A 24244-nucleotide genomic window follows, 5' to 3' on the forward strand; every position below is an offset into this window, starting at 1 on the left:
TAAAAATGGGTTTCAATCTATGGCTTGACGAATCTGTGCCGCGAGAGGAAAGTGACAATTATGTTGCGGCGGCAACGGACCGGAAAGTAACGAGGCCGGTTCCTCTCCATCTCCAGCGCGCATGTCCAAAGCGGCGTCCCGGCCATGAGGGGGCGGTTCGCCGCGGGCTTTTGCGCGCCTTTTCGGAACCGCCAAAAACATGACGCGGGGACTGGCGGCAGGAAGCTGTTGATACTATATTTAGTATTCCATGACATGCTTGCAGCCGAATAAGCCACGAGATACAGGGATGACATCCAAGGATGAACATCCCTTTCAGATCGGCAACACCCGGCTGCGCGAAGGCATCGCACGGCTGGACCGGATTTTTGCGCCCTGCACCGGGCGCCCAATGGACGAGGACAGAAACCATGCGCATTGAACGCCGCTTCACGAAGCCCGGCCAATCGCCTTATGCGGAGATCGACTTCCGCAAGGCCGTCAGTGAAATCAAGAACCCGGATGGATCGATCGTGTTCCGTCTGGCGGATATCGACGTTCCCGCGCAGTTCAGCCAGGTTGCCACCGACGTTCTGGCGCAGAAATATTTCCGCAAGGCCGGCGTGCCGAAGTTCCTGAAGAAGGTTGAGGAAAACGACGTTCCTTCCTTCCTGTGGCGCTCCGTGCCCGATGAAAAGGCGCTGAAGGATGTGCCGGAAGCCGAACGTTTCGGTTCCGAAACCGATGCGCGTCAGGTTTTCGACCGTCTGGCCGGCACCTGGGCCTATTGGGGCTGGAAGGGCAAATATTTCTCGTCCGAAGAAGATGCGCTGGCCTTCCGCGATGAGCTTGCCTATATGCTCGCCACCCAGCGCGTTGCGCCGAATTCCCCGCAATGGTTCAACACCGGCCTGCACTGGGCCTATGGCATCGATGGCCCCGGCCAGGGCCACTTCTATGTCGATCCCTTCACGGCTAAGCTGACCAAGTCCAAGTCCGCTTACGAACATCCGCAGCCGCATGCCTGCTTCATCCAGTCCGTTGAGGACGACCTCGTCAATGAAGGCGGCATCATGGACCTGTGGGTGCGTGAAGCGCGCCTGTTCAAATACGGTTCCGGCACCGGCTCCAACTTCTCCTATCTGCGCGGCGAAGGCGAAAAGCTTTCCGGCGGTGGCCGCTCCTCCGGCCTGATGAGCTTCCTCAAGATCGGCGACCGCGCAGCCGGCGCCATCAAGTCCGGTGGCACGACCCGTCGTGCGGCGAAGATGGTCGTTGTCGATGCCGATCACCCCGATATCGAAGCCTATATCGACTGGAAGGTGAACGAGGAGCAGAAGGTTGCCGCGCTCGTCACCGGCTCCAAGATCGTCGCCAAGCACCTGAAGGCAATCATGAAGGCCTGCGTCAATTGCGAGGCTGACAATGGCGATTGCTTCGACCCGGCCAAGAACCCGGCCCTGAAGCGCGAAATCCGTGCTGCCAAGAAGGACATGGTGCCGGAAAACTACGTCAAGCGCGTCATCCAGTTCGCCGAACAGGGTTACAAGGACATCCAGTTCAAGACCTACGATACGGATTGGGATTCGGAAGCCTACCTCACGGTATCCGGCCAGAACTCCAACAACTCCGTCTCGCTGAAGGACGACTTCCTGCGCGCTGTCGAAAATGACGGTGACTGGAACCTCACCGCCCGCAAGGACGGCAAGGTCATGAAGACGCTGAAGGCCCGCGACCTCTGGGAAAAGATTTCCCACGCCGCCTGGGCGTCTGCCGATCCGGGTCTGCACTTCAACACCACCATGAACGACTGGCACACTTCGCCAGCCGCCGGCCCGATCCGCGCCTCTAACCCGTGCTCGGAATATATGTTCCTCGACGACACGGCCTGCAACCTCGCCTCGCTGAACCTTCTGCAGTTCAAGGATCAGGCGACGAAGCGCATCGATATCGCCGATTACGAACATGCCGTTCGCCTATGGACCGTCGTGCTCGAAGTGTCCGTCATGATGGCGCAGTTCCCGTCGCGCCAGATCGCAGAACTCTCCTATGAGTACCGCACGCTGGGCCTCGGTTACGCCAATATCGGCGGCCTCCTGATGTCCTCGGGCATTCCCTATGACAGCGCCGAAGGCCGCGCGATTGCCGGTGCGCTCACCGCCATCATGACCGGTGTGTCCTACGCCACCTCGGCCGAAATGGCCGGCGAGCTTGGCCCGTTCCCGGGCTTTGCGCCGAACCGCGACAACATGCTGCGCGTCATCCGCAACCACCGCCGCGCCGCCCTAGGCCAGTCGGAAGGTTATGAGGGCCTGTCAGTCAACCCAGTCGCACTCGTCCATGGCGACTGCCCGGACCAGGACCTGATCGCCCACGCGACAGCCGCCTGGGACAAGGCGCTGGAACTTGGTGAAAAGCACGGCTACCGCAACGCCCAGACGACCGTTATCGCGCCGACAGGAACGATCGGCCTGGTCATGGACTGCGACACGACCGGTATCGAGCCCGACTTCGCGCTGGTGAAGTTCAAGAAGCTCGCCGGCGGCGGTTACTTCAAGATCATCAACCGCGCCGTTCCCGATGCGCTGCGGTCGCTTGGCTATTCCGAAAGCCAGATCGCCGAGATCGAGGCCTATGCCGTCGGCCACGGCAATCTCAACCAGGCCCCCGGCATCAACCCCTCGACGCTGACGGCCAAGGGCTTCACCGATGAGAAGATCGAGGCCGTCAATGGCGCGCTGAAGAGCGCCTTCGACATCAAGTTCGTCTTCAACCAGTGGACGCTCGGCGCCGACTTCCTCAAGGAAACGCTGAAGGTTTCCGACGAGCAGCTCTCCGACATGAGCTTCAACCTGCTCGAGCACCTCGGCTTCGGCAAGAAGGACATCGAAGCGGCAAACGTTCACGTCTGCGGCGCGATGACGCTGGAAGGCGCACCGTTCCTGAAGGCCGAGCATCTGCCTGTCTTCGATTGCGCCAACCCCTGCGGCAAGATCGGCAAGAGATACCTCTCGGTCGAATCGCATATCCGCATGATGGCGGCGGCACAGCCCTTCATCTCCGGTGCGATCTCCAAGACGATCAACATGCCGAACGATGCGACGGTTGAGGATTGCGGTGCAGCCTACATGCTCTCCTGGAAGCTGGCGCTGAAGGCAAACGCCCTTTACCGCGATGGTTCCAAGCTTTCCCAGCCGCTCAATGCGTCGCTGGTGGAAGATGAGGACGAAGAAGACCTGATCGAAGAACTGATCCAGCAGCCGGCTGCACAGCAGGCCGTGACGATCACCGAAAAGATCGTCGAACGCGTCATCGAGCGTGTCTCGCGTGAGCGTGAAAAGCTGCCGAACCGCCGTCAGGGTTACACCCAGAAGGCGACCGTTGGCGGTCACAAGGTCTATCTGCGCACCGGTGAATTCGGTGACGGCCGCATCGGCGAAATCTTCATCGACATGCACAAGGAAGGTGCGGCCTTCCGTGCGATGATGAACAACTTCGCCATCGCCATTTCGCTCGGCCTGCAATATGGCGTGCCGCTGGAAGAATATGTGGAGGCCTTCACCTTCACCAAGTTCGAACCGGCCGGCATGGTGCAGGGCAACGACGCGATCAAGAACGCCACGTCGATCCTCGACTACGTGTTCCGCGAACTCGCCGTCTCCTATCTCGGCCGCCATGATCTCGCCCATGTCGATACGTCGGACTTCTCCAACACGGCGCTCGGCAAGGGTATCCAGGAAGGCAAGACCAACCTCGTTTCCACCGGCTGGACCCGCGGTTACAAGCCGACGCTGGTTTCCAGCAATGGTGGCGAACGGTCGTCTTCCGAGCCGAAGGGTTCGGCAACGGCAGCCCCTGCCCGCGCCTCGGCCAACGTCACCTCCTTCGCCGGCTCCGCCGCCCGCAAGCTGGAACCGACCGTCTCCATCGCAACCTCAGAAATCGTCTCCTTCAAGCGGGACTATGAAGAGCGCGCCAGGGAACTGGCCGAAGAAATCGCCGAGGAAGTGATCGACGACGTCGTCCAGGAAGCCCAGCAGACGGCAACCGCCCTCTTCTCCGACAAGGCCGCCGCAGACGCAGCTTCAGCCAAGACGGAAGCCAAGAAGGTGGAAAACGAACGCCGCATGCGCTCGATTGCTCAAGGGTATACCGGCAACATGTGCTCGGAATGCCAGAACTTCACGATGGTGCGAAACGGCACTTGCGAGAAGTGCGATACTTGTGGTGCGACGAGCGGTTGCAGCTGAGAAAGTTAACGCGCTAAAATCGGAACCGGAGATCGGCCATGATGACGTCAAGCAACTTTGAACTTACCCAGTTTGGAGAGCTATGCAAACATGGCCGAGCTCGGATGCACATGACAAGGCCTGAGATGGTCAGAAAACTTGTAGTTTCAGTCAAATATGTTTCAGTGAAATATGTTTCAGACGTCGAATCCGGAAAACGTAGACCATCTGAAGAGTATATTTGTAGAGTTACGGGGATTTTGGGGCTTTCATCTGCCGAAGTGAGACTAGCTATTGAAGAGGATATCTTAAACGGCACACCTAGCACAGAGAATGTTCTCCCATTCCAGAGGCTTTAATGGCACGCGATATTTTTATTTCGACTGGCTTATCAGCAACAACCGTTAACGCGCTTGCAAAAGCTACGCGCTCCATCTGTGATATTAGCGACGATCAGCATTTAGATATAATCAAATTCCTCGAAATTGATGTGCTGCGGATAATTCCAGACTTCTATCTTTTTATAGAAAATGACGACGCTATGAGTGGCAGCAAAGCGTTTGTTACTGAAGACTCTAAATGTATTGTTGTCGCTGAAAGCGTCTACAACGATGCTGTTGGTGGACTTTTTTATGCAAGAAAAATACTCGCCCACGAATTCGGTCATGTACTTCTGCATCACAACAAGGGCTTCGAAACAAAACATTTCACATTTGACGGCTATAAAAAGCAGATTCGTGACACAGAAAATTTTCACAGCGCGGAGTGGCAAGCGGACACATTTGCGATACTTCTACTGATACCGCTTTCACAAATTGATGGCTCCACACCAGAGACTGAAATTAGCAAAAAATATAATATGTCCACTCGGCAGGCTGCATTCGTTTTGAATAGATTGAAAAGTATTCGAAGGCGAGGAGATCTATTTGATGCCAGAGCTGTCAATAAATTGATAAAATCAATTTATAAAAAGCCGCCATTACTTGCTCCTGAAGGAGAGGCGCAAATGAGCTTTTTTGCATAACGATGTTCAAAACTGATTATTCTTATATGAACGCCATGACCGACGAGGAAGCGCAGGCCAATGCGCTGGCCGACCCTGATAATCTACCGCTTTCCGCCGAACAGCTCGCCGCAGCTCCCAGAATGCCGCGCATCAAGATCATCCGCCGGGCTCTGAAGCTGACGCAGGAAGAGTTTTCCGTGCGTTATCATATTCCGCTCGGCACCCTGCGCGATTGGGAACAGGGTCGCAGCGAGCCGGATCAACCGGCCCGCGCTTATCTAAAGGTTATCGCCGTCGATCCGGAGGGAACGGCCGCCGCCCTTCGTAAAGGCGCGGCCTGACCCATCTCACCCCATAAAATCCACCAGCAGCTTCACATTCAGCCCCGCAATCACCACCGCGATCAGCCACGCAAAGGCCGAGAGCCAGAGCGGCGAGCGCAGCTCGCCCATCTTGGCCTTATCGGCGGTGAACATCACGAGTGGGAAGACCGCGAAGGAGAGTTGCAGGCTGAGCACCACCTGCGTCAGGATCAGCAGTTCCGCCGTGCCGCTATCGCCATAGAAGATGGTGACGGCGGCGGCGGGAACGATGGCGATGGCGCGGGTGATGAGGCGGCGTAGCCAGGGGGCGAGCCGCATCTTGAGGAAACCTTCCATCACGATCTGGCCGGCAAGCGTTGCCGTGACGGTGGAGTTGATGCCGCAGCACAAAAGCGCCACGCCGAATAGTGTCGGCGCAATGGCAAGGCCGAGCAGCGGTGCCAGCAGATTATGGGCTTCGCCGAGTTCGGCAACGGTCGTCTGCCCCGCCTTGTTGAAGGTCGCCGCCGCCAGAATGAGGATCGAGGCGTTGATGAGAAGCGCGAACATCAGCGCGATGGTGGAATCGAGCGTGGCGAATTTCAGCGCCTCGCGCTTTTCGGCAAGCGTCTCGCCGATTTCGCGGGTCTGCACGATGCCCGAATGCAGATAGAGATTATGCGGCATGACGGTGGCGCCGAGAATGCCGAGCGCCAGATAGAGCATGTCCGGATTGGTGACGATCTCCGTCGTCGGCGCAAAACCGAGGATCACCTGCCCCCAGTCAGGGTCGGCGAGCGCCACCTGAATGGCGAAACACACGGCGATGACGCCAAGCAGCGTGATGACCAGCGCCTCCACCCAGCGAAAACCGAGCTTCTGCAGATACAGGATCAGGAATACATCAAGCGCGGTGATGAGAACGCCGAGTTCCAGCGGAATACCGAAAATGAGGTTGAGGCCGATGGCCGTGCCGATCACCTCGGCGATATCGGTGGCGATGATGGCGATTTCGGCCAGCAGCCACAGCACCATCGCCACCGGTTTCGGATAGGCGTCGCGACAAGCCTGGGCGAGATCGCGGCCGGAGGCAATCGCAAGACGGGCGCAGAGCGATTGCAGCACGATCGCCATGATGTTGGAAACCAGCGCGACGGTGAGCAGCGTGTAGCCGAATCTGGAACCGCCGGCGAGCGACGTCGCCCAGTTTCCGGGATCCATGTAACCGACCGCAACGAGATAGCCGGGGCCGAAAAAGGCCATCGCCCGGCGAAACGTGCCGGCATTCGGTTTGACGCGGATCGAGCTGTGAACGTCGGACAACGAGAGATCGTCGCCGTTCCGTCGCCATCCAAAGACTGGCTTATCCATTTTCTGCGCTTTCAAATGGGAGATTGAATTGGTGCAATTGCAAATCATTCGCATAAGCAGCAGCGACTGGCAAGGGGAGTTTTACGGCCGGATATCAGGGTACGATGACGCAGACGCGCGTCCGGTTCGGGCACGAACCGGCAGACGATCACGCGCTTATGGCTGGCCCTCCTCTCCCTCCCGCCGTGCGCCGGTTGGATTACGTCTAAGGCCGGGATGATGGAGGTCGGGGAAAAAGGGCGGCGGCGAATGCGGAGGCGCTGTCATCTCGAGCGCCTCACGGCCTTGTCATCGCCCCGCCCCGTCGATTTCGGAACGGCCGCTCACCCGCCTGCGTTGATCTTTTAGGAAGCAACCTATTGCGGGAAAGTTCATGCGACAGGGCCACAAATTCAGTCTGGTGAACCATCCGAGCCGATGGCCGAAATATATCATGGCGCACAGAAAGCCGCGCGACTGGCTGATGACGATCAGCGGCATCGTGCTGCTGTTCATCGTCGCCGCCGCGGTCGCCATGGGTTATCTCGTCACCAGCCATCCCGGCAAGCCGGAGCCCAACCCCGGCATCGTGGAGGAACAGGCAGCCGAGAACGGCGGATAGATTGCGGCGCCAACGCGCCGCTTATCAGCTCAGGCCCGCAAGGTGCCCGCTGAACTGCGCCTCGTGCAGGCGGCTGTAGTGGCCCTTGGCGGCCAGCAGCTCGGCATGGGCGCCGGTTTCGGCAATGCCGGTCTGGTCCACCACCACGATGCGCGAGGCGTCGCGGATCGTCGCCAGCCGGTGGGCGATGACGAGCGTGGTGCGGCCTTTGGCAAGCTCGGTCAGCGATTGCTGGATGGCGCGTTCGGTTTCCGTGTCGAGCGCCGAGGTAGCCTCATCGAGAATGAGGATCGGCGGGTTCTTGAGGAACATGCGGGCAATGGCAAGACGCTGTTTCTGGCCGCCGGAAAGCTTGACGCCGCGCTCGCCAATGACGGTGTCGAGCCCGAGCGGCATGGCCTCGATGACGCCATCGAGACGGGCGCGCCGCGCCGCATCCATGATGTCCGTATCCGAAGCGCCGAGCCGGCCATATTCGATATTCTCGCGGATCGTGCCGCCGAACAGGAAGACATCCTGCTGTACGATGCCGATCTGGTTGCGCAGCGAAGCAAGCTTCATCCTACGGATATCGATGCCGTCAATGGTGATCGCGCCGCTGGTGACATCGTAAAAACGCGGCAAAAGCGAGCAGAGCGTCGTCTTGCCCGCCCCCGAAGGGCCGACAAAGGCCACCGTCTCGCCGGCGCTGATCTTCAGGTCGATATTGGTAAGAACCGTCTTGCCCTCGGCATAACCGAAACCGACATGGCGATATTCAATATTGCCGCGCAGCAGCGGCGCTTCCACCGCATCCGGCGCATCGACGATATCGGGCGCGGTGTCCAGAAGCTCGGTGAAGCGGCGGAAACCGGCAATGCCCTTCGGATAGGTCTCGATGACGGAATTGATCTTTTCCACCGGCCGGAAAAACACGCCCACCAGCAGCAGGAAGCCGACAAAGCCGCCTTCCGTCAGGCTGCCCGTCAGCACGAACCAGGCGCCGCAGATCATCACGATCATCTGCGTCAGGCGCATGCTCATATAGCTGAGCGAGGTGCTGGCCGCCATGATCTTGTAGGCATCGAGCTTGGTGCGGCGGTATTTCTGATTGTCCTTCTCGAACAGCGCCCGCTCGTGATCCTCATTGGCGAAGGCCTGCACGACCCGCATGCCGCCGACATTTTCCTCGATACGGGCGTTGAAATCCCCTACCCGGCCGTAAAGCGCGCGAAAATTCTGCGTCATGCGGCCGCCATAACGGCTGGTCACCCAGGCGGTGACGGGCACGACGGCAGCGGTGATGAGGGCCAGCGGCACATTGACCGACAGCATCAAGAGGAACGCGCCGATAAAGGTCATGATGGCGATGAACAGGTCTTCTGGGCCGTGGTGAGCCACCTCGCCGATCTCTTCCAGATCCTTGGTCAGCCGCCCGACCAGATGACCGGTCTTCTGGTTGTCGAAATAACGGAAGGAGAGCTTTTGCAGATGGTCGAAGGCCAGACGCCGCATGTCGGTCTCGATATTGATGCCGAGCATATGTCCCCAATAGGTGACGGTCGCCATCAGCCCGGTATTCAGCACATAGATAAGCAGCAGCCCCACGGAGGCGGCAAGGATGATGGCCCATTCACCGCCCGGCAGCAGCACATCCACAAAGGCCTTCACCGCCATCGGAAAACCGAGTTCGAGCACGCCCGACAACACCGCGCAGGAAAAATCGAGAATGAACAGACCGCGATAGGGGCGATAATAAGCGAAGAAACGGCGGAGCATGGCATGACCTGGAGATCGGGCGCGGCAACCTTACGCCGCAAGAAAAACGGAGTTCAATTGTCATATTTCAATGCGCGCGCCAAGACCGATGTTCTATTTTTACCAAAATCGTTCAATAGGTTCAGCAATAAACACACAACGGTAATGTGATCCGATTATATTGCACTTATATGTATCGGTGTGACAGAGTGAATGCACCCTTCGGGGAGAATGCGAGAAAGAGCCTGCCGTGAGTAATATTGACAGCCGTAAGCCCAGTGGCGAACCGAGATGGCTTGGTCCCGCCAGCCCGACGCGGATCGCCCTGATCCCGCCCATCTCGGCTGCGCGCTGGCTTCTCGTTCTCGTCGCCCTTGCCGGCATTTATTTCTTCCATGGCTTTCTTGTCCCCGTTCTCGCCGCTCTCGTCATCGGTTTTGCCAGCTGGCCGGTTTATACCCGGCTTTTGCGGCAGGTGGGCGGCAACACCACGCTCGGCGCCACCATCGCCATCATCCTCATCCTCGCCTTCCTCGTGGTGCCGATCTTCATCGCCGCCTCCTATACGGCAAGCGAAATTCGCGAATGGTTCGGTTGGGCGGTGCATGTCAACAAGACGGGCGCCCCCGTGCCGGACTGGATCGCGGCGCTGCCCGCCGTCGGCCCCTGGCTCGGCGAACAATGGGTGAAATATATCGGCACGCCGGGCGCCATCGGCGAACTCATCCAGCTCGTCAGCGGTGCCAATATCGGCAATATCTACCGGGCGATCCTCGCCGCCGGCAACGGCGCGTTCCACCTTGTGCTGACCCTGCTGTTCATGCTGATCGCGCTGTTCTTCGTCTACCGCAACGGCGCGGGCTTCACCCGGCAGGTCGATCTGGTCGGCGAACGCATCCTGCCGACGCGGTGGGAACGCATTTCCCGCGTCGTGCCCGCCACCATCAGCTCCACGGTCACAGGCATGACGCTGATCGCCATCGGCGAAGGCATCATCCTCGGCATCGCCTACTGGATCGCCGGTGTGCCCTCGCCCGTCACGCTCGGCGTGCTCACCGGCGTCATGGCGCTCATTCCGGGCGGCGCGCCGCTTTCCTTTACGCTGGTGTCAATCTATCTGGTCGCCAGCGGCTCGCCCGCCCACGGGCTGGCGCTGTTCGTCTGGGGTTCGGTAGAACTCTTCATCGTCGACAAGACCATCCGTCCGAAACTCGTCGGCGGGCCGATCAAGTTACCCTTCCTGCCCACCTTTTTCGGCCTCGTCGGCGGCGTCAAGACCATGGGCTTCCTCGGCCTCTTCATCGGCCCGGTGCTGATGGCGCTCCTGGTCGCGATCTGGCGCGAATGGGTGCGTGAGGTGGAAATCTCCGCCGCCGCCAGCGCCGAGGCTCCGCCCCCGCCCACGCAGGAAGACGCCATCGATGAGGTTGCCGCGCTCGAAGACAATAGCGAGGAAACGACGGCGTTTCGGAAAGCGGCGTTTTGATCGGTGAAGCCTACGGGCACACGCCTCGACGCTGGTGCCTATAGATAGTCCTTAAACGGCGCATCCGTCATGCTCGGGCCTGTCCCGAGCATCTGCCACCGATTGATTCCACGATACGTGATTGGATCCTCGGCACAGGGCCGAGGGATGACGTGCAGGATACGGCAATCTCGCGCCGTAGGCCTAAAGCACCTTCTCCATGAACAGGCTGAGCGGATCCGGCCTGTAGGGCGCAAAGGCCTCGATCTCCACAAACCCCGCCTTGCGGTAAAGACCGATCGCCTCCGGCTGGCTGATGCCGGTTTCGAGGCGGATGGCGGAAAGGCCAAGCTCGGCGCCGCGCGCGACAAGCGTGTCCATGATCAGCTTGCCGATCCGCAATCCCCGTGCATCGGGATCGACGAACATGCGCTTCACCTCCGCCGTGCCGTCTCCCGCCTCCACCAGCGCGCCGCAGCCGACCACGCGGCCATCGTGCCGGGCCACGAAAAACGAGACATTGTCCTGCTCGAGCGCACCGATATCGACCAGATGATTGCTCTCGGCGGGATAAAGCGAGGCCATATAGTCGTTGGAAAGGTCGATGAGGCGCAGAACCGCATCCTGCCGGGGTGTTTCAAGCGTGATTTCGGTGGCCAATGCGATGCCTGCCTTCTCTATAAAAATGCGTATTTCGTCGTAATATCACTGCAATCGGGATAGATGAGTTTCTAGAGCATAAATCCCGACAGAGGCAACACACTCCATGAAAACAGCCCTCGTCCTCATGACCTTCCTTGGCTGCGATGACAGCGCCACCGATTGCCATTACCTCGCCACCTCCCAGCAGCGCTGGACGAGCATCGAACTGTGCGACGCCGTGTCGGAAAAGGAGCTGGAGCGTTACGCCAACGCACCTTACCCAGTAGTAGTAGCCGTATGCCAGACACCGGGCGAACAGGCCCCGCAGACGGCCGGCACGCAACCTCCCGCCTCGGCACCAGCCACTGCACCGCAGGCAACGGCGGCTGTTACGCCGAAGGAAGAGGAAAGCCTCACCAAACAGGCGATCAGCCGCGTCAGCCGTATCCTGCCTTCCACCGAAGGCATAAAGCATCTTTTGGGAACGCCGGTGAGGATGGTTGAAAACAGCTATTCGTGGATCGCCAAACGGTTCGATAAGTAATTGCGGGAAATGTCACGCCCGCTTTCTTTCCCGCTGCAATGCAGAGGTTTCCTGTGAGAGGAAAGCGCACACTACCCTCATTCCTGTGCTTGTCACAGGAATCCAGTCGACGCACGTCCGCGCGGCGGGAGGAGTCCTTTCAGCCCAAGGACTTGGGCTAGCTGGATTCCTGTGACAAGCACAGGAATGAGGGTGAGAGGATGCACCCGCGGAAACCCGGACGCTACGCCGCCTCGACCGTCAGCGCTTCCGCATAATACCGCGCCTTCTGCCGCTCTTCGGCGATGGCGAGCTTGCGCACGGCATGCAGCAGTTCGAACAGCGTTTCGGAACCGTTGACGTCACGGAAATGCGCCAGCAGTTCCGCCGAGACGGAGGCCGCCACATCAGAAAGCTGCGAGCGGGCGGCACGGCGCCACATCAGCGTCGCCTCCATGAAGACATCGACAACATCGCCGAAAAGACCGACCGACTGGAACAGCGCCTTCAAGGCATGCGGCCGTCCGGTCGCCAGAATGGCGCGCACCTTGCGGTCATCGAGACCGGAGAGATTGACCATGGTCGCCGTGAAAAATTCCAGCCGGCCCGAACAGACGGCATGGATGAGCAGCGCCGGCGTCAGTTCCAGCCGCTGGCGCAGATGCTCCACCAGCGCCGGCAGCTCCGGCGAGGAGACGCTGGCGGCGATAAGGATGGTGGCGGAATCTTCCGCCTCGCGGAAAAGACTGTCGGCGCGGTTGCGTGCGATCATTGCGTGAACCAACGCGGAGCCCGCGAGAGCTTCGCTGATGCGGCCCATCAACAGGTGACGTGCATCGGCGGGCAGCGCCTCGCGGCGGAGCAGGAGGTCGCGAATATCGGCGTCCGAACCATGGCGCTCGGCGATGCGCCTGAGCGAAAACGGCGTGATGAAAGCATCGTCGTTTTCGAGCAGGATGATGGTTTCCGGCAGGTCGCCCACTTCGGCAAGCGCTGCGCAGACACCGCGCGGCAGGCCCGGTCGTGCGGCGATGAGCGCGCGCGTCAGGCTTTCTCCACGCCCGGCGAGATCGACCAGATCGGCCTCGCCGAGAACCGGCGAGCGGGCAATAACGGTGCAGGCGATTTCCGGCTGGTCTTCGGCGAGTGAAACGAGAATGGCGCGCGGTGCGTCATGGGCATCCGCCAGCGCTTCGGCAAGCGCCAGTCGCACACGCGGCGAAGGATCGTCGAGCAGATAGGTCATCGCCATATAGGCGGCATCGCGGTTCTCGCGCGCCATGTCGGACTGAAGATAGGCACGGCCGAGAGCATTGGCGGCCTTCGCCCGCTCGGTCGAGCCAGCCTTTTCAGACCAGCGAAGAAATGCCTGTACGATCACCTGAGCCTCGAAAACATTCGCAACAATGGATGGCGGCATCATCGCCGCCGCCATGTATAAAACTCTAGGCGCAAATGGTTTACGTTTGGTTCACCATAAAAATTAACCGTAGCCGAAGAAGGACTATATTGACGGCTCAGTAGAGGGGCGCTGCAGCTGGAATACATCGCTGCCGCCATCGCAGTAATCCATATAGCCCATGCGCGCCACGGGTCGCGACAGCCCCATATCGATGCGCCCGTCGCGAATGATCGTTTCATCGATATGGATCGCCATGACCTGTCCGATCACCATCCACGAATCCGCCGGCTGGCCGTCGACGTCCTTAAGCTGCTGTATCTGGGTCACGCGGCATTCCAGAACCGCCAGCGCCTCGCCCACGAAAGGCGCATCCACCACCCGCCCGTCGACGGCGGTGAGACCGGCAAGGGCGAACTCGTCGACGTCATAACCGACGGGTGCAGAAGACGCATTCATCCGGTCCACCAGATGGCGGCTGACGAGATTGGCGGTGAAGACGCCGGTTTCCTCGACATTGCGCAGGCTGTCCTTCCTGCCGCTGGAGGAGAACATCACAAGCTTTGGCCGGTCCGAAATCGCATTGAAGAAGGAATAGGGCGAGAGGTTGAGGGAACCGTCCCTGCCCTTCGAGCCGATCCAGCCGATCGGACGCGGTGCGACGATGGCCTTGAACGGATCATGCGGCAGGCCATGCTGGTTGGTGTCCGTGGTGTAGAACATCAAACATCCCCGAGCCAGGTGACGACATCGGCAAGCTCCGGCCGCGGCCGCTCCACCGGCGGGAATGTCGTCGAGCCGATATGAATGAACCCGGCGACCTTCTCTTCCGCGCCGACCTCGATTTCCGCGAGAAATGCGGAATCGAAAGCAAGCCATTCCGTCAGCCAGTTCGCTGCAAAACCGCTGGCATTGGCGGCGAAGATGAGGTTGAGGCACACAGCACCGGCGGACATCACCTGTTCCCATTCCGGAATCTTGAAATGCGGCTTTGCGGTGCTGATGACGGCGATAACGACGGGCGCGCGGGTGAAACGCGTGCGTTCCGCTTCCTGCTGCTGCAGGTCCAGTTCCGGGTTCTTTTCAAGCGCGATCCTCAGCGCCGTCTCACCGAGACGCAAGCGCTCCTCGCCGCGATAGACGACGAAACGCCAGGGGGCGAGCTTGCCATGGTCAGGCACGCGCACGGCAAGGCGCAGGATGTCCTCGATTTCCGCCTTCGAAGGCCCCGGCTCGGCAAGTTGCAGGGCCGGCGTGGAACGGCGAACCTTGAGATAATCGAGGAGCTTGATATCATTTGTCATGATCAAAAATCTTCCATTCTGCTGTCATCGCAAAAACATGGGCCTTGAAATAGCCACGGCATTGGTTTTGAAGTGATCCGGGAAAATCAAGAAGTCAATCGGTATCGAAAATGTCGGCAATCAAAATCGCGGCACGTCTGACCATTGCATGTGCCGTGCTTGGCCTTTTATCGCAAGCCGCTTTTTCGCAGGATGCCTTCAAAGACTTCAAGCAGCTCGGCGGCACGCCTAAAATGCCGAAGCTGAACGCTTTCACCGCCCCTTCCGCACCCAACGCCCCGGAAAGCACCGCCCGCGATATCAGCATGGAAGCCAAGCTGACCAGCGAAGGCGAAGCGGTGAAGGAAGGCCTGTCCTGGCGCGTCTTCAGCCCCATTCCCGGCGCGGACGGCAAGTTGCCGATGCTGGCAAGCTCGGAAGGCGGCTCGGCGGAATTCCATCTGGTGCCGGGCGAATATTTCGTCAACGTCGCCTTCGGCCGCGCGGGCGTTACCAAGAAACTCAATGTCCCGACCTCCGGCAATGTGCAGAAACAGGTGCTGATTCTCGATGCCGGCGGCTTCGTGCTGAATGCGGTTGCGGGCTCCGACAAGCAGATTTCCGGCAACCAGCTCAAATTTTCCGTCTATTCGTCAGACGCCCGCCCCGATGGCGAACGCGGCCTCGTTATGGCCGATATCAAGCCCAACACCATCGTGCGCCTGAATGCCGGCACCTATCACGTGGTTTCCGAATATGGCAACGTCAACGCGGTGGTGCGCGCCGACATCCAGGTGGAAGCCGGCAAGCTGACGGAAGCGACGCTCCAGCACCAGGCTGCCCAGATCACCCTCAAGCTCGTTTCCGAAGAGGGCGGCGAAGCCATTGCCGATACGGCCTGGTCGGTGCTCAACGGCGGCGGCGATGTGGTGAACGAAAGCGTCAGCGCCTTTTCGACCATGGTGCTGGCGGAAGGCGAATATACCGCCATCGCCCGTAACAAGGACAAGGTCTACCAGCGCAACTTCAAAGTGACCTCCGGCCGGGATTCAGACGTGGAAGTGCTGATGAAGGATCAGGCGCCGGAAGATATGACCGGGGACTTCGAGTAGGCGTCGCCTACATCTCATACGTCATGCCGGACTTGATCCGGCATCCAGCCACGAGGCGTCTGCGTCGTGAAGAGAGTCTTTCGCGATCAAGGACTTGATCGCGCTGGACCCCGGATCCAGTCCGGGGTGACGGAGGTGAATGCGTCGCCTTTGCCAGTGAAATTACCCGCACATCCCCAAAAACAAAACGGCCCCCGAAGGGGCCGTAACTGCTATCAGGCAACCTGCTTTTTCGCCGCAAGCTTGCGCTTCACATCCGGCGGCGTCGCCTCGTCCACGAGGCTCGTAATCGCATCTTCCAGCGACATCGGCGTCTGGTTCTGCGAACCGAGACGGCGGATGTTGACGGTGCGCTCTTCCGCCTCTTTCCGTCCGCAGACGATGATGACCGGAACCTTGGTCACCGAATGCTCGCGGATCTTGTAGTTGATTTTCTCGTTGCGGAAGTCGGTCTCGACCGCCATGCCCGCTTCGCGCAGCGCTTCGGCGACTTCGCGGCCGTAATCATCGGCATCCGAGGTAATCGTCGCAACCACGACCTGAAGCGGCGCAAACCACAGCGGCATATGGCCGGCGAAGTTCTCGATGAGAATGCCGAGGAAACGCTCCATCGAGCCGCAGATGGCGCGGTGGATCATCACCGGCTGGGTCTTCTCCGAGTTATGGTCGATATAGAAGGCACCAAAACGTTCCGGCAGGTTGAAGTCCACCTGCGTCGTGCCGCATTGCCATTCACGGCCGATGGCGTCCTTCAGCGTATATTCGAACTTCGGCCCGTAGAACGCGCCCTCGCCCGGCAGGATGCCGGTCTTGATGCGGCCTTCGGACTGTTCCTCGATGGTCTTCAGAACATCCATCATCACGCTTTCGGCGCGATCCCACAGATCGTCGGAACCGACGCGCTTTTCCGGGCGCGTGGAGAGCTTGACGACGACTTCGCTGAAACCGAAATCCTCGTAGACGGAGAGGATCAGGTCGTTGATGCGCAGGCATTCCGCCGCCATCTGCTCTTCCGTGCAGAAGACATGCGCATCGTCCTGCGTGAAGCCGCGAACGCGCATCAGGCCGTGCAGAGCGCCGGAAGCTTCATAACGATGCACGGTGCCGAATTCCGCAAGACGGACAGGCATTTCACGGTAAGACTTCAAGCCATGCTTGAAGATCTGTACGTGACCCGGGCAGTTCATCGGCTTCAGGGCAAACACGCGCTGATCGGCTTCCTCGTCATCGGGATGGGTGAAGGCATGGGCGGATTTCACCGCGAACATGTTTTCCTGATACCAGCCCCAGTGACCAGAGGTCTCCCACAGCGATTTGTCCAGCACCTGCGGCGCGTTGACTTCCTGATAGGTATTGGCAAGCCGCCGGCGCATATAGGCCGTCAGCGTCTGGAACATCCGCCAGCCCTTGCCGTGCCAGAACACCACGCCCGGACCCTCTTCCTGAAAATGGAACAGGTCCATTTCGCGGCCGAGGCGGCGGTGGTCACGCTTTTCGGCTTCGGCCAGCACGTGGAGATAATTGTCCAGCTCTTCCTGCGTCGCCCAGGCGGTGCCGTAGATGCGCGACAGCATCGCATTGTTGCTGTCACCGCGCCAATAGGCTCCGGCCACCTTCATCAGCTTGAAGGCCGTGCCGATCTGCCCCGTGGAGGCCATATGCGGACCACGGCAAAGATCGAACCAGTCGCCCTGATAATAGATCTTCAGGTCCTGACCTTCCGGAATGGCGTCGACCAGCTCGACCTTGTAGTTCTCGCCCTTGGCGGCGAACACTTCCTTGGCCTTCTCGCGCGACCAGACCTCGCGGGTAAACGGCTTGTTGCGCAGAATGATTTCCTTCATGCGCTTTTCGATCTTCGGCAGATCTTCCGGCGTGAAGGGTTCGTTCTTGGCGAAGTCGTAATAAAAGCCGTTCTCGATGACAGGGCCGATCGTCACCTGCGTGCCGGGCCACAGTTCCTGCACGGCTTCGGCCATGACGTGGGCGGCATCGTGCCTGATGAGTTCCAGCGCACGACCGTCTTCACGCGTGACGATCTCGATTTTCCCATCGGTGATGGTCTCGGACAAATCGCGCACGGTACCGTCAAGCGCAATGGCGACAGCCTTCTTGGCAAGCGATTTGGAAATGGATTCGGCGACCTCGCGGCCGGTCGTACCGGCGGGGTAGCTGCGCACGGATCCATCGGGAAATGTAAGGGAAACAGCTTCAGACATTGTCTAATCTCCTGTCCAGTCCCGCCAACGAATGCGGGTGGTGTTGGAATAATGATTTGCCCGCGACAAGCGGACAGGCAGGCTGATAAAGGCTTTTGCCATTGCAGTCAAAGGCGAAGGATCGCTCAGCGAAGCATTTGCGCGAGACCATTGACCGTATTGGCGTTGCGGGTCGTGCCGATACCGAGCCTTTTGGTGGTCAGCACGGACAGCAGCCTGCTCTCGCTCGGCTTGCCGCAAAAATCGATCCATAGATCGCCGCCGGCAAGAGCGATCTTTTCCCTCCCGCGGTATTTCTCCAGCAATTCGAGGACGCCGTTGTCCAGCGGCGCGCGCATCACCCGAACGCAGACATCCGGCGGATTGCCTTGGACGAAAGGATTGTCCGCCGCCAATTTCAGCCAGTCGCCGCCCGAACGAACGAGAATATCGACATGTTTGCCGAAGCGGTCTTCGAAGGCACGCTCCAGCCTGTCCTCAATCTCACGAACAGGTGCCGCCCCGGCGCGAAAAACCAGATTTCCAGTCGCGACCAGCGTTCTGCATTCGGCAAATCCCAGCTCTTCCGCCAAGGCCCTGAGATCGGCCATGACGAGCCGCCTGCCCGCGCCGAGCACGATGCTGTGCAGCAGGGCCACATAGTCATTCATCGATGCAGGCTCCAGTAACGCCAGGGCATCCACCAGCGCCTGCCGCCACCGAGCGCTTCCGGCACCGGGTCCAGCCCGCTGGTGCCTCCCGGTCCGCAGCGCGCGACGCGAAATAGGGTCATCCATCCGCCGGCCCAGAGCCCGTGTCGGGCAATGGCTTCATAGCCATATTCGGAACAGGTGGGGATGTGACGGCAGGAATTCCCGATGAAGCCGGATAGCGTGAGCTGATAAAAGCGGATGAAACCGACGCCCAGAAGCCGCCCCGGCGTTTTGGCAAAGCTGCCTGTCCAGTTGCGGGATCGGCCCGCTTTTTTCGTCGTCTGCTGGTGCCGGCAGCCCGGTTCGCCGCACATCGCCTAACCCGCGGCGTTGAGAGCCGGCCGCCCCTCGATCTGGTCGAGCGCATCGACCACCGCTTCGAAGGTCAGCATGGTAGAGGCGTGGCGCGCCTTGAAATCGCGGACGGGCTGAAGCACCCGCATGTCTTCGAAACGGCCCGCCGGCCCCTCACCGTCCTGTTTCAGCATGGCGAGCATGTCTTCCCGCGCCTGCCGGATTTCGCCGCTGGAAGCCCCTATGATGTGGTGCGCCATGATGGAGGCAGAGGCCTGGCCGAGCGCGCAGGCGCGAACCTCATGCGAAAACTCCGTCACGATGCCGCCTTCGACCTTCAGATAGACCTTGAGCTTAGAGCCGCACAGCCGGGAGTGTTTCTCGGCGCTGGCGTCGGCATCCTCAAGAACGCCGATGAGAGGAATATTCCCGGCAAAGTCCAGAATGCGATTATTGTAGATGTCGTCCATCGTCGGTGCCCGGCGCGCTCGAGATTGCCCAAAAATAGGACAGGTCAAATTTTTCAAACACAGCGTTTGTCGCAGTGAAGCTTTCCTGCCCTCCATTCTCATTATATGCTAACGAGCTTTCTGGACATCAAGCCGTGATGAAATTAACGGCTCCGATACCGAAATAACAGCATCGGTCTTGCCAAAATGCTGTAAAACAACCAGATAGCAGCAACTGCGAACATGAGTTCGCGATGAAAAACGAATTCAGGTGCGGCCTTTACCCGCATCGGGAGAGACGGAATGGATGCGATCGTGAAGAATTTCCCCGGCGCTGGCGCAAAACCCGACGTGGCAGAAGCTCGCCCAAGCCAGGCCGAAGCGGAAGAAGCAGTGCGCGTTCTTCTGCGCTGGGCAGGAGAAAATCCCGCCCGCGAAGGACTTCTGGATACGCCGAAGCGCGTCGCCAAGGCCTATCGCGAGCTTTTTGCCGGTTATGAGCTGAACGTTCAGGACGTGCTCGGCACGACCTTCGAGGAAGTCGGCGGTTATGACGATGTTGTGCTGGTGCGCGACATCCCCTTCTTCTCCCATTGCGAACACCATATGGTGCCGATCGTCGGCAAGGCCCATGTCGCCTATCTTCCGGCCGGCCGCGTGCTCGGCCTGTCGAAGATCGCCCGCGTCGTCGAAATCTTCGGCCGCCGCCTGCAGACGCAGGAAAACATGACCGCGCAGATCGCCAGATCGATCGAGGAAACCCTGAAACCGCGCGGTGTGGCCGTCATGATCGACGCCGAACATATGTGCATGTCCATGCGCGGCGTAAACAAGCAGGGGTCGACGACGCTGACCACCAGCTTCACCGGCACGTTCAAGAACGATCCGGCCGAACAGGTGCGCTTCATGACCATGGTGCGGAACCGCTAAGCGCTGGACCGAAAAGTGTAGCGCGGGTTTCCGAGAAACCCGATGCCCAGACAAATTTTGGAGTGGCGGACTGATTCCATTGCCTCCGCCGCTCTGAAACCTTCCGCTTTTCTCCCGGGGTAGCCATGTCCATTTCGTTTCCGTCCGCACCTGCGGACAAGGAAGTGCTCGAAAACGCAGGTCTTTTTTCGCCGAAATTCGATGCCCACGGCCTCGTCACCGCCGTGGTCACCGATGCCCGTGACGGCGAGTTGCTGATGGTCGCCCATATGAATGCGCAAGCCCTGTCGCTGACGCTGGAGACCGGCATCGCCCACTATTACAGCCGTTCGCGCGACAAAATCTGGAAGAAGGGCGAAACGTCAGGCAATCTGCAGACGGTGAAGGAATTCCGCACCGATTGCGATCAGGACGCCGTGTGGCTGAAGGTCTCCGTCACCGGCCATGACGCGACCTGCCATACCGGCCGCCGCTCCTGTTTTTATCGTACCGTCGAGCTCTCCAACGGCGATGCGGTCACGAAGATCACCGACGACACCCGCCATTTCGATCCGGCCACAACCTATTCGGACACATAAACGGCCACCTTCCATCGGCCGCACCAATTTGCTACCAATATAGCGGGCTCCGGGGATTTGAGGGGAGCCTCACGGAACTGGCAGGGAGTGCGGTCATGTTGGGATGGGGAAATCGTCACAATCAACTTGCGGCTGGAAATCCCGAAGCCACCGGCAATGAGCCGCCCGTCACCCAGATCGTCGACAAACACCGGATAGCGCTCGCCCTTGGCGGCGGCGCAGCTCGCGGCTGGGCCCATATCGGCGTCCTGCGGGCACTGGACGAGGCTGGCGTGAAGATCGGCATGATTGCAGGCACGTCGATTGGCGCGCTGGTGGGCGGTTGTTATCTCGCCGGCAAGCTCGATGAGCTGGAGGAGTTCGCCCGTTCGCTGACGATGCGCCGTATTGCCGGCCTGCTCGATCTCACCATCGGCGGCGGCGGGCTCTTCGGCGGCATGCGGCTGACCAAACGCATGCAGGAACATCTGGAAGGCCTGCGCGTCGAAAACCTCGACCATCCCTTCATCGCCGTCGCGACGGAACTGCGCACCGGCCACGAGGTCTGGATTCACCAGGGCGATCTCGTCACCGCGCTGCGCTCGTCCTATGCCCTGCCCGGCATCTTCGAACCCGTGCAGTGCAACGGCCGCACCCTGATAGACGGCGCGCTCGTCAACCCCGTGCCGGTTTCGGTCTGCCGGGCCTATGAGCAGGCGCTGGTCGTCGCCGTCAATCTCAATTACGACCTTTTCGGCCGTTCCGCCGTGGTCAAGCACGCCGCCTCACCGTCGCATGGCGGCGCAGCACCGGCGGTGGAAAGCCCGCCGCGTCCCGGCCTTCCAGGCGTCATGGTGCAGGCGTTTAACATTATTCAGGACCGGATTTCGCGCTCGCGCCTGGCGGGCGATCCTCCCGACCTGATGATGCATCCCCGCATCAACGATATCGGCCTCTCGGAATTCCATCGCGCCAGCGAAGCCATCGACCGGGGATATGAGGAAACGCGCTCCCGCATTCCGGAGCTTGAACGCATGCAGCAGGCATTCCGCCGCTGATGCGCGACCCTCGCCTCATTCCTGTGCTTGTAACAGGAATGAGGGAAGTAATACGCTTCGCGAACTAACTCACCCGGCAATATAGGCCTTGATGTGCTCCGCTTCGGCTTCGATCTCGCCAATCCGCGCCTTCACCACGTCACCGATGGAAATGATGCCGGCAAGGCGGCCGTTCTCTTCAACGGGCACATGCCTGAAGCGCCCGCCCGTCATGATTTCCATCAGCTCATCGGTGGTGGAATTGTGATGACAGCGAATGACATTCTTGGTCATGGCCACCGACACGGATTGCTGGAGGGAAGCGGCACCCTGGCCCGCCACGGCCTTTACGAGATCGCGCTCCGTGAAGATGCCGAGAACGACGCCATCGGCGTCGGTCACGACGACGGAACCGATCTTATGCGCGTGCAGCGTTCCCGCCGCCTCACCGATACTGACCTCCGGACCGACAGTCACGACGTCCCGGCCCTTGCGGTCGAGAAGATCCTTTACGAATGTTGGCATGCCTTCCTCCTCTTTTCAGCGATACGCAGCGCCGCAGTCTCCCCCGGCGGTTGCAAATCATGGGATATCGTGCGCTGAGGTCCGCATGAATGCAATCCCGGATGGGACGCGCGAAAGCAAATTTGCGCCACGGCCGACAAGGAGCGTGATCGGCTCAGGCCAGTCGTCGATCGAAAAGCCCGAAGAACAGGAAGCCGAGCAGAAAGCCGAAAACATGCGCATCCCAGGCGATTTCACCGCCGACATCGCCGAACAGCGGCACACCGACAGCGATCAGCACATTGCCGAACAGCCACATCAGCGTGAAGATAAGCACGGTGCGGTTGGAAAGCGCCCCAAGAATGCTCTGTCGCGGCATCAGATGGCCGAAGGAGGCGCTATATCCGCCACGTGCCGGGAAAGCGAAGCGGCAGGCTGCCCCCATCAGCGCCGAAACGACACCCGACGCCCCGATCAGCACCGTCACATCGCCCAAGTTCAGCGCCGCGTGGCCGAAGGCGGAAACGGCGGCGGAAATGCACCATAACAGCACGAAGCGCACTGTTCCGATCCGGCGCAGAACCGGCGCGCCGAAGGCCATCAGCCACAATCCGTTAAAGAGAATGTGCTCGATGCCGCCATGCAGGAAAGAATAGGTCACCGGCGTCCAGAGCCATTCCAGCCCCTGCTGGGAAAACGGCACCGCATAACGCAGCGGAATGAAGCCGAAGGTGAAGATGAACCAGCCATTGCCTTCCTCTGACAGAAGATAGGCGGGAATGACATAAGCGACGATCAGCGCGGCCAGAATGCCGACCAGCAGCGATGGCAGGTTGAAGACGGGATTGTTCGTGTCGTCTTTCGGCTCCGGCGTTTCCGAAACCGGCGGCTGTTCGCCGTCCCCATAGGACATGATCCCATCCCTGTCTTGGTCGAATTTTGCGTTCCCCGAGCAATATAGGAAGCCCGAACGAAAAAAAAGCCGTCCCGCCCTTGAAGCGCTCGACGCCCAAACCGCTATCGGCAAGGACGCCGGGCCGCGGGCGGTCCGGCTTGCGGGCCCGCCTTAAAATAACAGGCGACGCCATCGAATTGTGCTGACGGAGCTTTCCCCGACATTGCCGCTCCGATGCCACGACTATCGCCATCGGGCAATATCAACCCTTTGTTAACCTTAATAAATCCACTTGGCACGAAAATCGCTACACCTCCAGATACAGACGTTCGGATGGACATGATGTCCCAAAAACGAACATGGAGAGATGCTATGAAGAGCATGGCCGGACTGGATATATATGCCTATTGGGATGAACTGCGCGGCAAGCGATCGGCCCCGCGACGCGAGGACCTCGATCCAGCAAAGCTGAAACATCACCTTGGCGATCTTTTCATCCTTACGGACAAGGGAGAGAACACGCCGTTCTTCCGCCTTGCCGGTACTCGTCTTTGCGACCTGTTCGGCCGGGAATTGCGGGATCGCCCGTTTTCGGAATTGTGGCAGCCGGCAAATGCCGTCTTCCCCTGCCGCGTCGCGCGCGGCATCCTGCACCACCAGTTGCCCGTAGTCTTCGATGTCGAGGCGGAGGACGGCCATGGCGCGGCACCGCTGGCATTCGAAATGCTGCTCCTGCCGCTTCGCACCGATCCCGACACCGCCCCAAGGTTGCTCGGGGCGCTGCTTGCAGAGCGGCCAAGACACGAATTCGCCGCGCCAATCCAGTGCTTGTCCATGAAAAGCAGCCGCCTGCTGCGCCTGGACATCGCCCCGGCAGGGTTTCCGGTGAACAAGGGGGCCGAGGATACACCGCGCGCCGAAAGCTGCTGACGGACCTGTTCCAACGCTCCCGCCCTCCGGGAGAGGTCCGACAGCGCCGGAATCTCAAAAAAATACGTCAGAACTGCAACAATATTGC

General features: G+C 59.9%; 25 protein-coding genes. 13 read left to right on the top strand and 12 right to left on the bottom strand.

Going from position 1 to position 24244, the window contains the following annotated elements; translation table 11 throughout:
* The first annotated feature begins 289 nt into the window (after positions 1 to 289).
* From PIB16_RS16505 to PIB16_RS16525, 5 genes are read left to right on the top strand one after another with little or no spacing between them, the layout of a single operon-like run.
* Entirely contained in the window at positions 290 to 421 is a 132-nt protein-coding gene (locus PIB16_RS16505) for a hypothetical protein (protein WP_271045944.1), read from the top strand.
* Positions 411 to 4229: a vitamin B12-dependent ribonucleotide reductase gene (locus PIB16_RS16510; protein ID WP_271045945.1), complete on the top strand. Its 3819-nt coding sequence runs from the start codon at positions 411 to 413 to the stop codon at positions 4227 to 4229. Before PIB16_RS16505 ends, PIB16_RS16510 begins: the two co-directional genes overlap by 11 nt.
* Before the next feature lie 38 nt (positions 4230 to 4267).
* Positions 4268 to 4567, top strand: coding sequence for a helix-turn-helix domain-containing protein (locus tag PIB16_RS16515; RefSeq protein ID WP_271045946.1), 300 nt, complete (start codon positions 4268 to 4270; stop codon positions 4565 to 4567).
* Complete coding sequence (locus PIB16_RS16520) at positions 4567 to 5232, top strand: ImmA/IrrE family metallo-endopeptidase (RefSeq protein ID WP_271045947.1); 666 nt, start codon at positions 4567 to 4569, stop codon at positions 5230 to 5232. The genes PIB16_RS16515 and PIB16_RS16520 overlap by 1 nt, the downstream gene beginning before the upstream one ends.
* 35 nt (positions 5233 to 5267) lie before the next feature.
* The gene (locus tag PIB16_RS16525) at positions 5268 to 5555 is read left to right on the top strand and encodes a helix-turn-helix domain-containing protein (protein WP_271046033.1); all 288 of its coding nucleotides are present in this window, start codon (positions 5268 to 5270) and stop codon (positions 5553 to 5555) included.
* Positions 5556 to 5561: 6 nt separating this feature from the next.
* Here the strand turns inward: PIB16_RS16525 and PIB16_RS16530 are convergent, their stop codons facing one another.
* Positions 5562 to 6887 (bottom strand): Nramp family divalent metal transporter, encoded by a 1326-nt coding sequence (locus PIB16_RS16530; RefSeq protein ID WP_174039231.1) that lies wholly within the window; start codon positions 6885 to 6887, stop codon positions 5562 to 5564.
* Between the two features lie 373 nt (positions 6888 to 7260).
* On the opposite strand from PIB16_RS16530, the gene PIB16_RS16535 reads away from it, so the two are divergent.
* Positions 7261 to 7488, top strand: a complete 228-nt coding sequence (locus tag PIB16_RS16535) for a hypothetical protein (protein ID WP_003523379.1) — start codon at positions 7261 to 7263, stop codon at positions 7486 to 7488.
* Between the two features lie 24 nt (positions 7489 to 7512).
* Here PIB16_RS16535 and PIB16_RS16540 read toward each other — a convergent pair whose 3' ends face one another.
* Positions 7513 to 9246: an ABC transporter ATP-binding protein gene (locus tag PIB16_RS16540; RefSeq protein ID WP_271045948.1), complete on the bottom strand. Its 1734-nt coding sequence runs from the start codon at positions 9244 to 9246 to the stop codon at positions 7513 to 7515.
* 229 nt (positions 9247 to 9475) lie between these two features.
* Between PIB16_RS16540 and PIB16_RS16545 the strand changes: the two genes are divergently transcribed.
* Positions 9476 to 10711 (top strand): AI-2E family transporter, encoded by a 1236-nt coding sequence (locus PIB16_RS16545; RefSeq protein WP_174056920.1) that lies wholly within the window; start codon positions 9476 to 9478, stop codon positions 10709 to 10711.
* A 183-nt stretch (positions 10712 to 10894) separates the two neighbouring features.
* On the opposite strand, the gene PIB16_RS16550 is transcribed toward PIB16_RS16545, so the two are convergent.
* Entirely contained in the window at positions 10895 to 11350 is a 456-nt protein-coding gene (locus PIB16_RS16550) for a GNAT family N-acetyltransferase (RefSeq protein ID WP_271045949.1), read from the bottom strand.
* 106 nt (positions 11351 to 11456) lie between these two features.
* Here PIB16_RS16550 and PIB16_RS16555 point away from each other — a divergent pair, with 106 nt between their 5' ends.
* Complete coding sequence (locus PIB16_RS16555) at positions 11457 to 11876, top strand: hypothetical protein (protein ID WP_271045950.1); 420 nt, start codon at positions 11457 to 11459, stop codon at positions 11874 to 11876.
* Positions 11877 to 12099: 223 nt separating this feature from the next.
* Here PIB16_RS16555 and PIB16_RS16560 read toward each other — a convergent pair whose 3' ends face one another.
* From PIB16_RS16560 to PIB16_RS16570, 3 genes are all read right to left on the bottom strand, one after another.
* Entirely contained in the window at positions 12100 to 13290 is a 1191-nt protein-coding gene (locus tag PIB16_RS16560; protein ID WP_220318672.1) for a DUF2336 domain-containing protein, read from the bottom strand.
* Between the two features lie 69 nt (positions 13291 to 13359).
* On the bottom strand, positions 13360 to 13977 hold the full coding sequence (locus PIB16_RS16565; protein WP_271045951.1) for a flavin reductase family protein: 618 nt from the start codon (positions 13975 to 13977) through the stop codon (positions 13360 to 13362).
* A complete protein-coding gene (locus tag PIB16_RS16570) occupies positions 13977 to 14558 on the bottom strand; it encodes a nitroreductase family protein (RefSeq protein ID WP_220318674.1) in 582 nt (193 codons plus the stop codon). The genes PIB16_RS16565 and PIB16_RS16570 overlap by 1 nt, the downstream gene beginning before the upstream one ends.
* Positions 14559 to 14668: 110 nt before the next feature.
* On the opposite strand from PIB16_RS16570, the gene PIB16_RS16575 reads away from it, so the two are divergent.
* Positions 14669 to 15649 carry a hypothetical protein gene (locus tag PIB16_RS16575; RefSeq protein ID WP_059760238.1) on the top strand — a complete coding sequence of 327 codons (981 nt, stop codon included), beginning with the start codon at positions 14669 to 14671 and terminating at the stop codon, positions 15647 to 15649.
* 215 nt (positions 15650 to 15864) lie between these two features.
* Here PIB16_RS16575 and thrS read toward each other — a convergent pair whose 3' ends face one another.
* The 4 genes from thrS to PIB16_RS16595 all read right to left on the bottom strand — a co-directional run bounded on the left by thrS (position 15865) and on the right by PIB16_RS16595 (position 19324).
* Positions 15865 to 17868 (bottom strand): threonine--tRNA ligase, encoded by a 2004-nt coding sequence (gene thrS / locus PIB16_RS16580; protein ID WP_142845128.1) that lies wholly within the window; start codon positions 17866 to 17868, stop codon positions 15865 to 15867.
* 125 nt (positions 17869 to 17993) lie between these two features.
* Positions 17994 to 18518 carry a DUF1697 domain-containing protein gene (locus PIB16_RS16585; RefSeq protein ID WP_174036086.1) on the bottom strand — a complete coding sequence of 175 codons (525 nt, stop codon included), beginning with the start codon at positions 18516 to 18518 and terminating at the stop codon, positions 17994 to 17996.
* Entirely contained in the window at positions 18515 to 18874 is a 360-nt protein-coding gene (yidD, locus tag PIB16_RS16590) for a membrane protein insertion efficiency factor YidD (protein ID WP_271045952.1), read from the bottom strand. Before yidD ends, PIB16_RS16585 begins: the two co-directional genes overlap by 4 nt.
* Before the next feature lie 3 nt (positions 18875 to 18877).
* Positions 18878 to 19324: an iron-sulfur cluster assembly scaffold protein gene (locus PIB16_RS16595; RefSeq protein ID WP_271045953.1), complete on the bottom strand. Its 447-nt coding sequence runs from the start codon at positions 19322 to 19324 to the stop codon at positions 18878 to 18880.
* Positions 19325 to 19606: 282 nt separating this feature from the next.
* On the opposite strand from PIB16_RS16595, the gene folE reads away from it, so the two are divergent.
* The 3 genes from folE (at position 19607) to PIB16_RS16610 (ending at position 21848) form a co-directional block, all read left to right on the top strand.
* A complete protein-coding gene (gene folE, locus PIB16_RS16600; RefSeq protein ID WP_003495569.1) occupies positions 19607 to 20233 on the top strand; it encodes a GTP cyclohydrolase I FolE in 627 nt (208 codons plus the stop codon).
* A gap of 125 nt (positions 20234 to 20358) precedes the next feature.
* Positions 20359 to 20811 (top strand): phosphoribosyl-AMP cyclohydrolase, encoded by a 453-nt coding sequence (gene hisI, locus PIB16_RS16605; protein WP_271045954.1) that lies wholly within the window; start codon positions 20359 to 20361, stop codon positions 20809 to 20811.
* A gap of 95 nt (positions 20812 to 20906) precedes the next feature.
* A complete protein-coding gene (locus PIB16_RS16610; protein ID WP_065655147.1) occupies positions 20907 to 21848 on the top strand; it encodes a patatin-like phospholipase family protein in 942 nt (313 codons plus the stop codon).
* Positions 21849 to 21917: 69 nt separating this feature from the next.
* On the opposite strand, the gene PIB16_RS16615 is transcribed toward PIB16_RS16610, so the two are convergent.
* Positions 21918 to 22352, bottom strand: a complete 435-nt coding sequence (locus PIB16_RS16615; RefSeq protein ID WP_003523399.1) for a CBS domain-containing protein — start codon at positions 22350 to 22352, stop codon at positions 21918 to 21920.
* A gap of 154 nt (positions 22353 to 22506) precedes the next feature.
* The gene (locus tag PIB16_RS16620) at positions 22507 to 23244 is read right to left on the bottom strand and encodes a rhomboid family intramembrane serine protease (RefSeq protein WP_271045955.1); all 738 of its coding nucleotides are present in this window, start codon (positions 23242 to 23244) and stop codon (positions 22507 to 22509) included.
* A 354-nt stretch (positions 23245 to 23598) separates the two neighbouring features.
* On the opposite strand from PIB16_RS16620, the gene PIB16_RS16625 reads away from it, so the two are divergent.
* Positions 23599 to 24156: a PAS domain-containing protein gene (locus tag PIB16_RS16625; protein ID WP_271045956.1), complete on the top strand. Its 558-nt coding sequence runs from the start codon at positions 23599 to 23601 to the stop codon at positions 24154 to 24156.
* Positions 24157 to 24244 lie beyond the last annotated feature (88 nt).

The sequence above is a fragment of the Agrobacterium sp. ST15.13.015 genome (genome assembly GCF_027871645.1).
Lineage (GTDB): Bacteria > Pseudomonadota > Alphaproteobacteria > Rhizobiales > Rhizobiaceae > Agrobacterium > Agrobacterium leguminum.

Bases quoted from the DNA above. Each gene is read 5' to 3' on its own strand.
- PIB16_RS16530 (WP_174039231.1), bottom strand. From the start codon at position 6,887: ATGGATAAGCCAGTCTTTGGATGGCGACGGAACGGCGACGATCTCTCG.
- PIB16_RS16525 (WP_271046033.1), top strand. From the start codon at position 5,268: ATGACCGACGAGGAAGCGCAGGCCAATGCGCTGGCCGACCCTGATAAT.
- PIB16_RS16585 (WP_174036086.1), bottom strand. From the start codon at position 18,518: ATGAATGACTATGTGGCCCTGCTGCACAGCATCGTGCTCGGCGCGGGC.
- PIB16_RS16615 (WP_003523399.1), bottom strand. From the start codon at position 22,352: ATGCCAACATTCGTAAAGGATCTTCTCGACCGCAAGGGCCGGGACGTC.
- PIB16_RS16625 (WP_271045956.1), top strand. From the start codon at position 23,599: ATGAAGAGCATGGCCGGACTGGATATATATGCCTATTGGGATGAACTG.
- PIB16_RS16555 (WP_271045950.1), top strand. From the start codon at position 11,457: ATGAAAACAGCCCTCGTCCTCATGACCTTCCTTGGCTGCGATGACAGC.
- PIB16_RS16520 (WP_271045947.1), top strand. From the start codon at position 4,567: ATGGCACGCGATATTTTTATTTCGACTGGCTTATCAGCAACAACCGTT.
- PIB16_RS16620 (WP_271045955.1), bottom strand. From the start codon at position 23,244: ATGTCCTATGGGGACGGCGAACAGCCGCCGGTTTCGGAAACGCCGGAG.
- PIB16_RS16505 (WP_271045944.1), top strand. From the start codon at position 290: ATGACATCCAAGGATGAACATCCCTTTCAGATCGGCAACACCCGGCTG.
- PIB16_RS16510 (WP_271045945.1), top strand. From the start codon at position 411: ATGCGCATTGAACGCCGCTTCACGAAGCCCGGCCAATCGCCTTATGCG.
- thrS (WP_142845128.1), bottom strand. From the start codon at position 17,868: ATGTCTGAAGCTGTTTCCCTTACATTTCCCGATGGATCCGTGCGCAGC.
- PIB16_RS16570 (WP_220318674.1), bottom strand. From the start codon at position 14,558: ATGACAAATGATATCAAGCTCCTCGATTATCTCAAGGTTCGCCGTTCC.
- PIB16_RS16610 (WP_065655147.1), top strand. From the start codon at position 20,907: ATGTTGGGATGGGGAAATCGTCACAATCAACTTGCGGCTGGAAATCCC.
- PIB16_RS16595 (WP_271045953.1), bottom strand. From the start codon at position 19,324: ATGGACGACATCTACAATAATCGCATTCTGGACTTTGCCGGGAATATT.
- PIB16_RS16565 (WP_271045951.1), bottom strand. From the start codon at position 13,977: ATGTTCTACACCACGGACACCAACCAGCATGGCCTGCCGCATGATCCG.
- PIB16_RS16575 (WP_059760238.1), top strand. From the start codon at position 14,669: ATGTCGGCAATCAAAATCGCGGCACGTCTGACCATTGCATGTGCCGTG.
- hisI (WP_271045954.1), top strand. From the start codon at position 20,359: ATGTCCATTTCGTTTCCGTCCGCACCTGCGGACAAGGAAGTGCTCGAA.
- PIB16_RS16540 (WP_271045948.1), bottom strand. From the start codon at position 9,246: ATGCTCCGCCGTTTCTTCGCTTATTATCGCCCCTATCGCGGTCTGTTC.
- PIB16_RS16535 (WP_003523379.1), top strand. From the start codon at position 7,261: ATGCGACAGGGCCACAAATTCAGTCTGGTGAACCATCCGAGCCGATGG.
- PIB16_RS16515 (WP_271045946.1), top strand. From the start codon at position 4,268: ATGATGACGTCAAGCAACTTTGAACTTACCCAGTTTGGAGAGCTATGC.
- PIB16_RS16560 (WP_220318672.1), bottom strand. From the start codon at position 13,290: ATGGCGGCGGCGATGATGCCGCCATCCATTGTTGCGAATGTTTTCGAG.
- yidD (WP_271045952.1), bottom strand. From the start codon at position 18,874: ATGTGCGGCGAACCGGGCTGCCGGCACCAGCAGACGACGAAAAAAGCG.
- folE (WP_003495569.1), top strand. From the start codon at position 19,607: ATGGATGCGATCGTGAAGAATTTCCCCGGCGCTGGCGCAAAACCCGAC.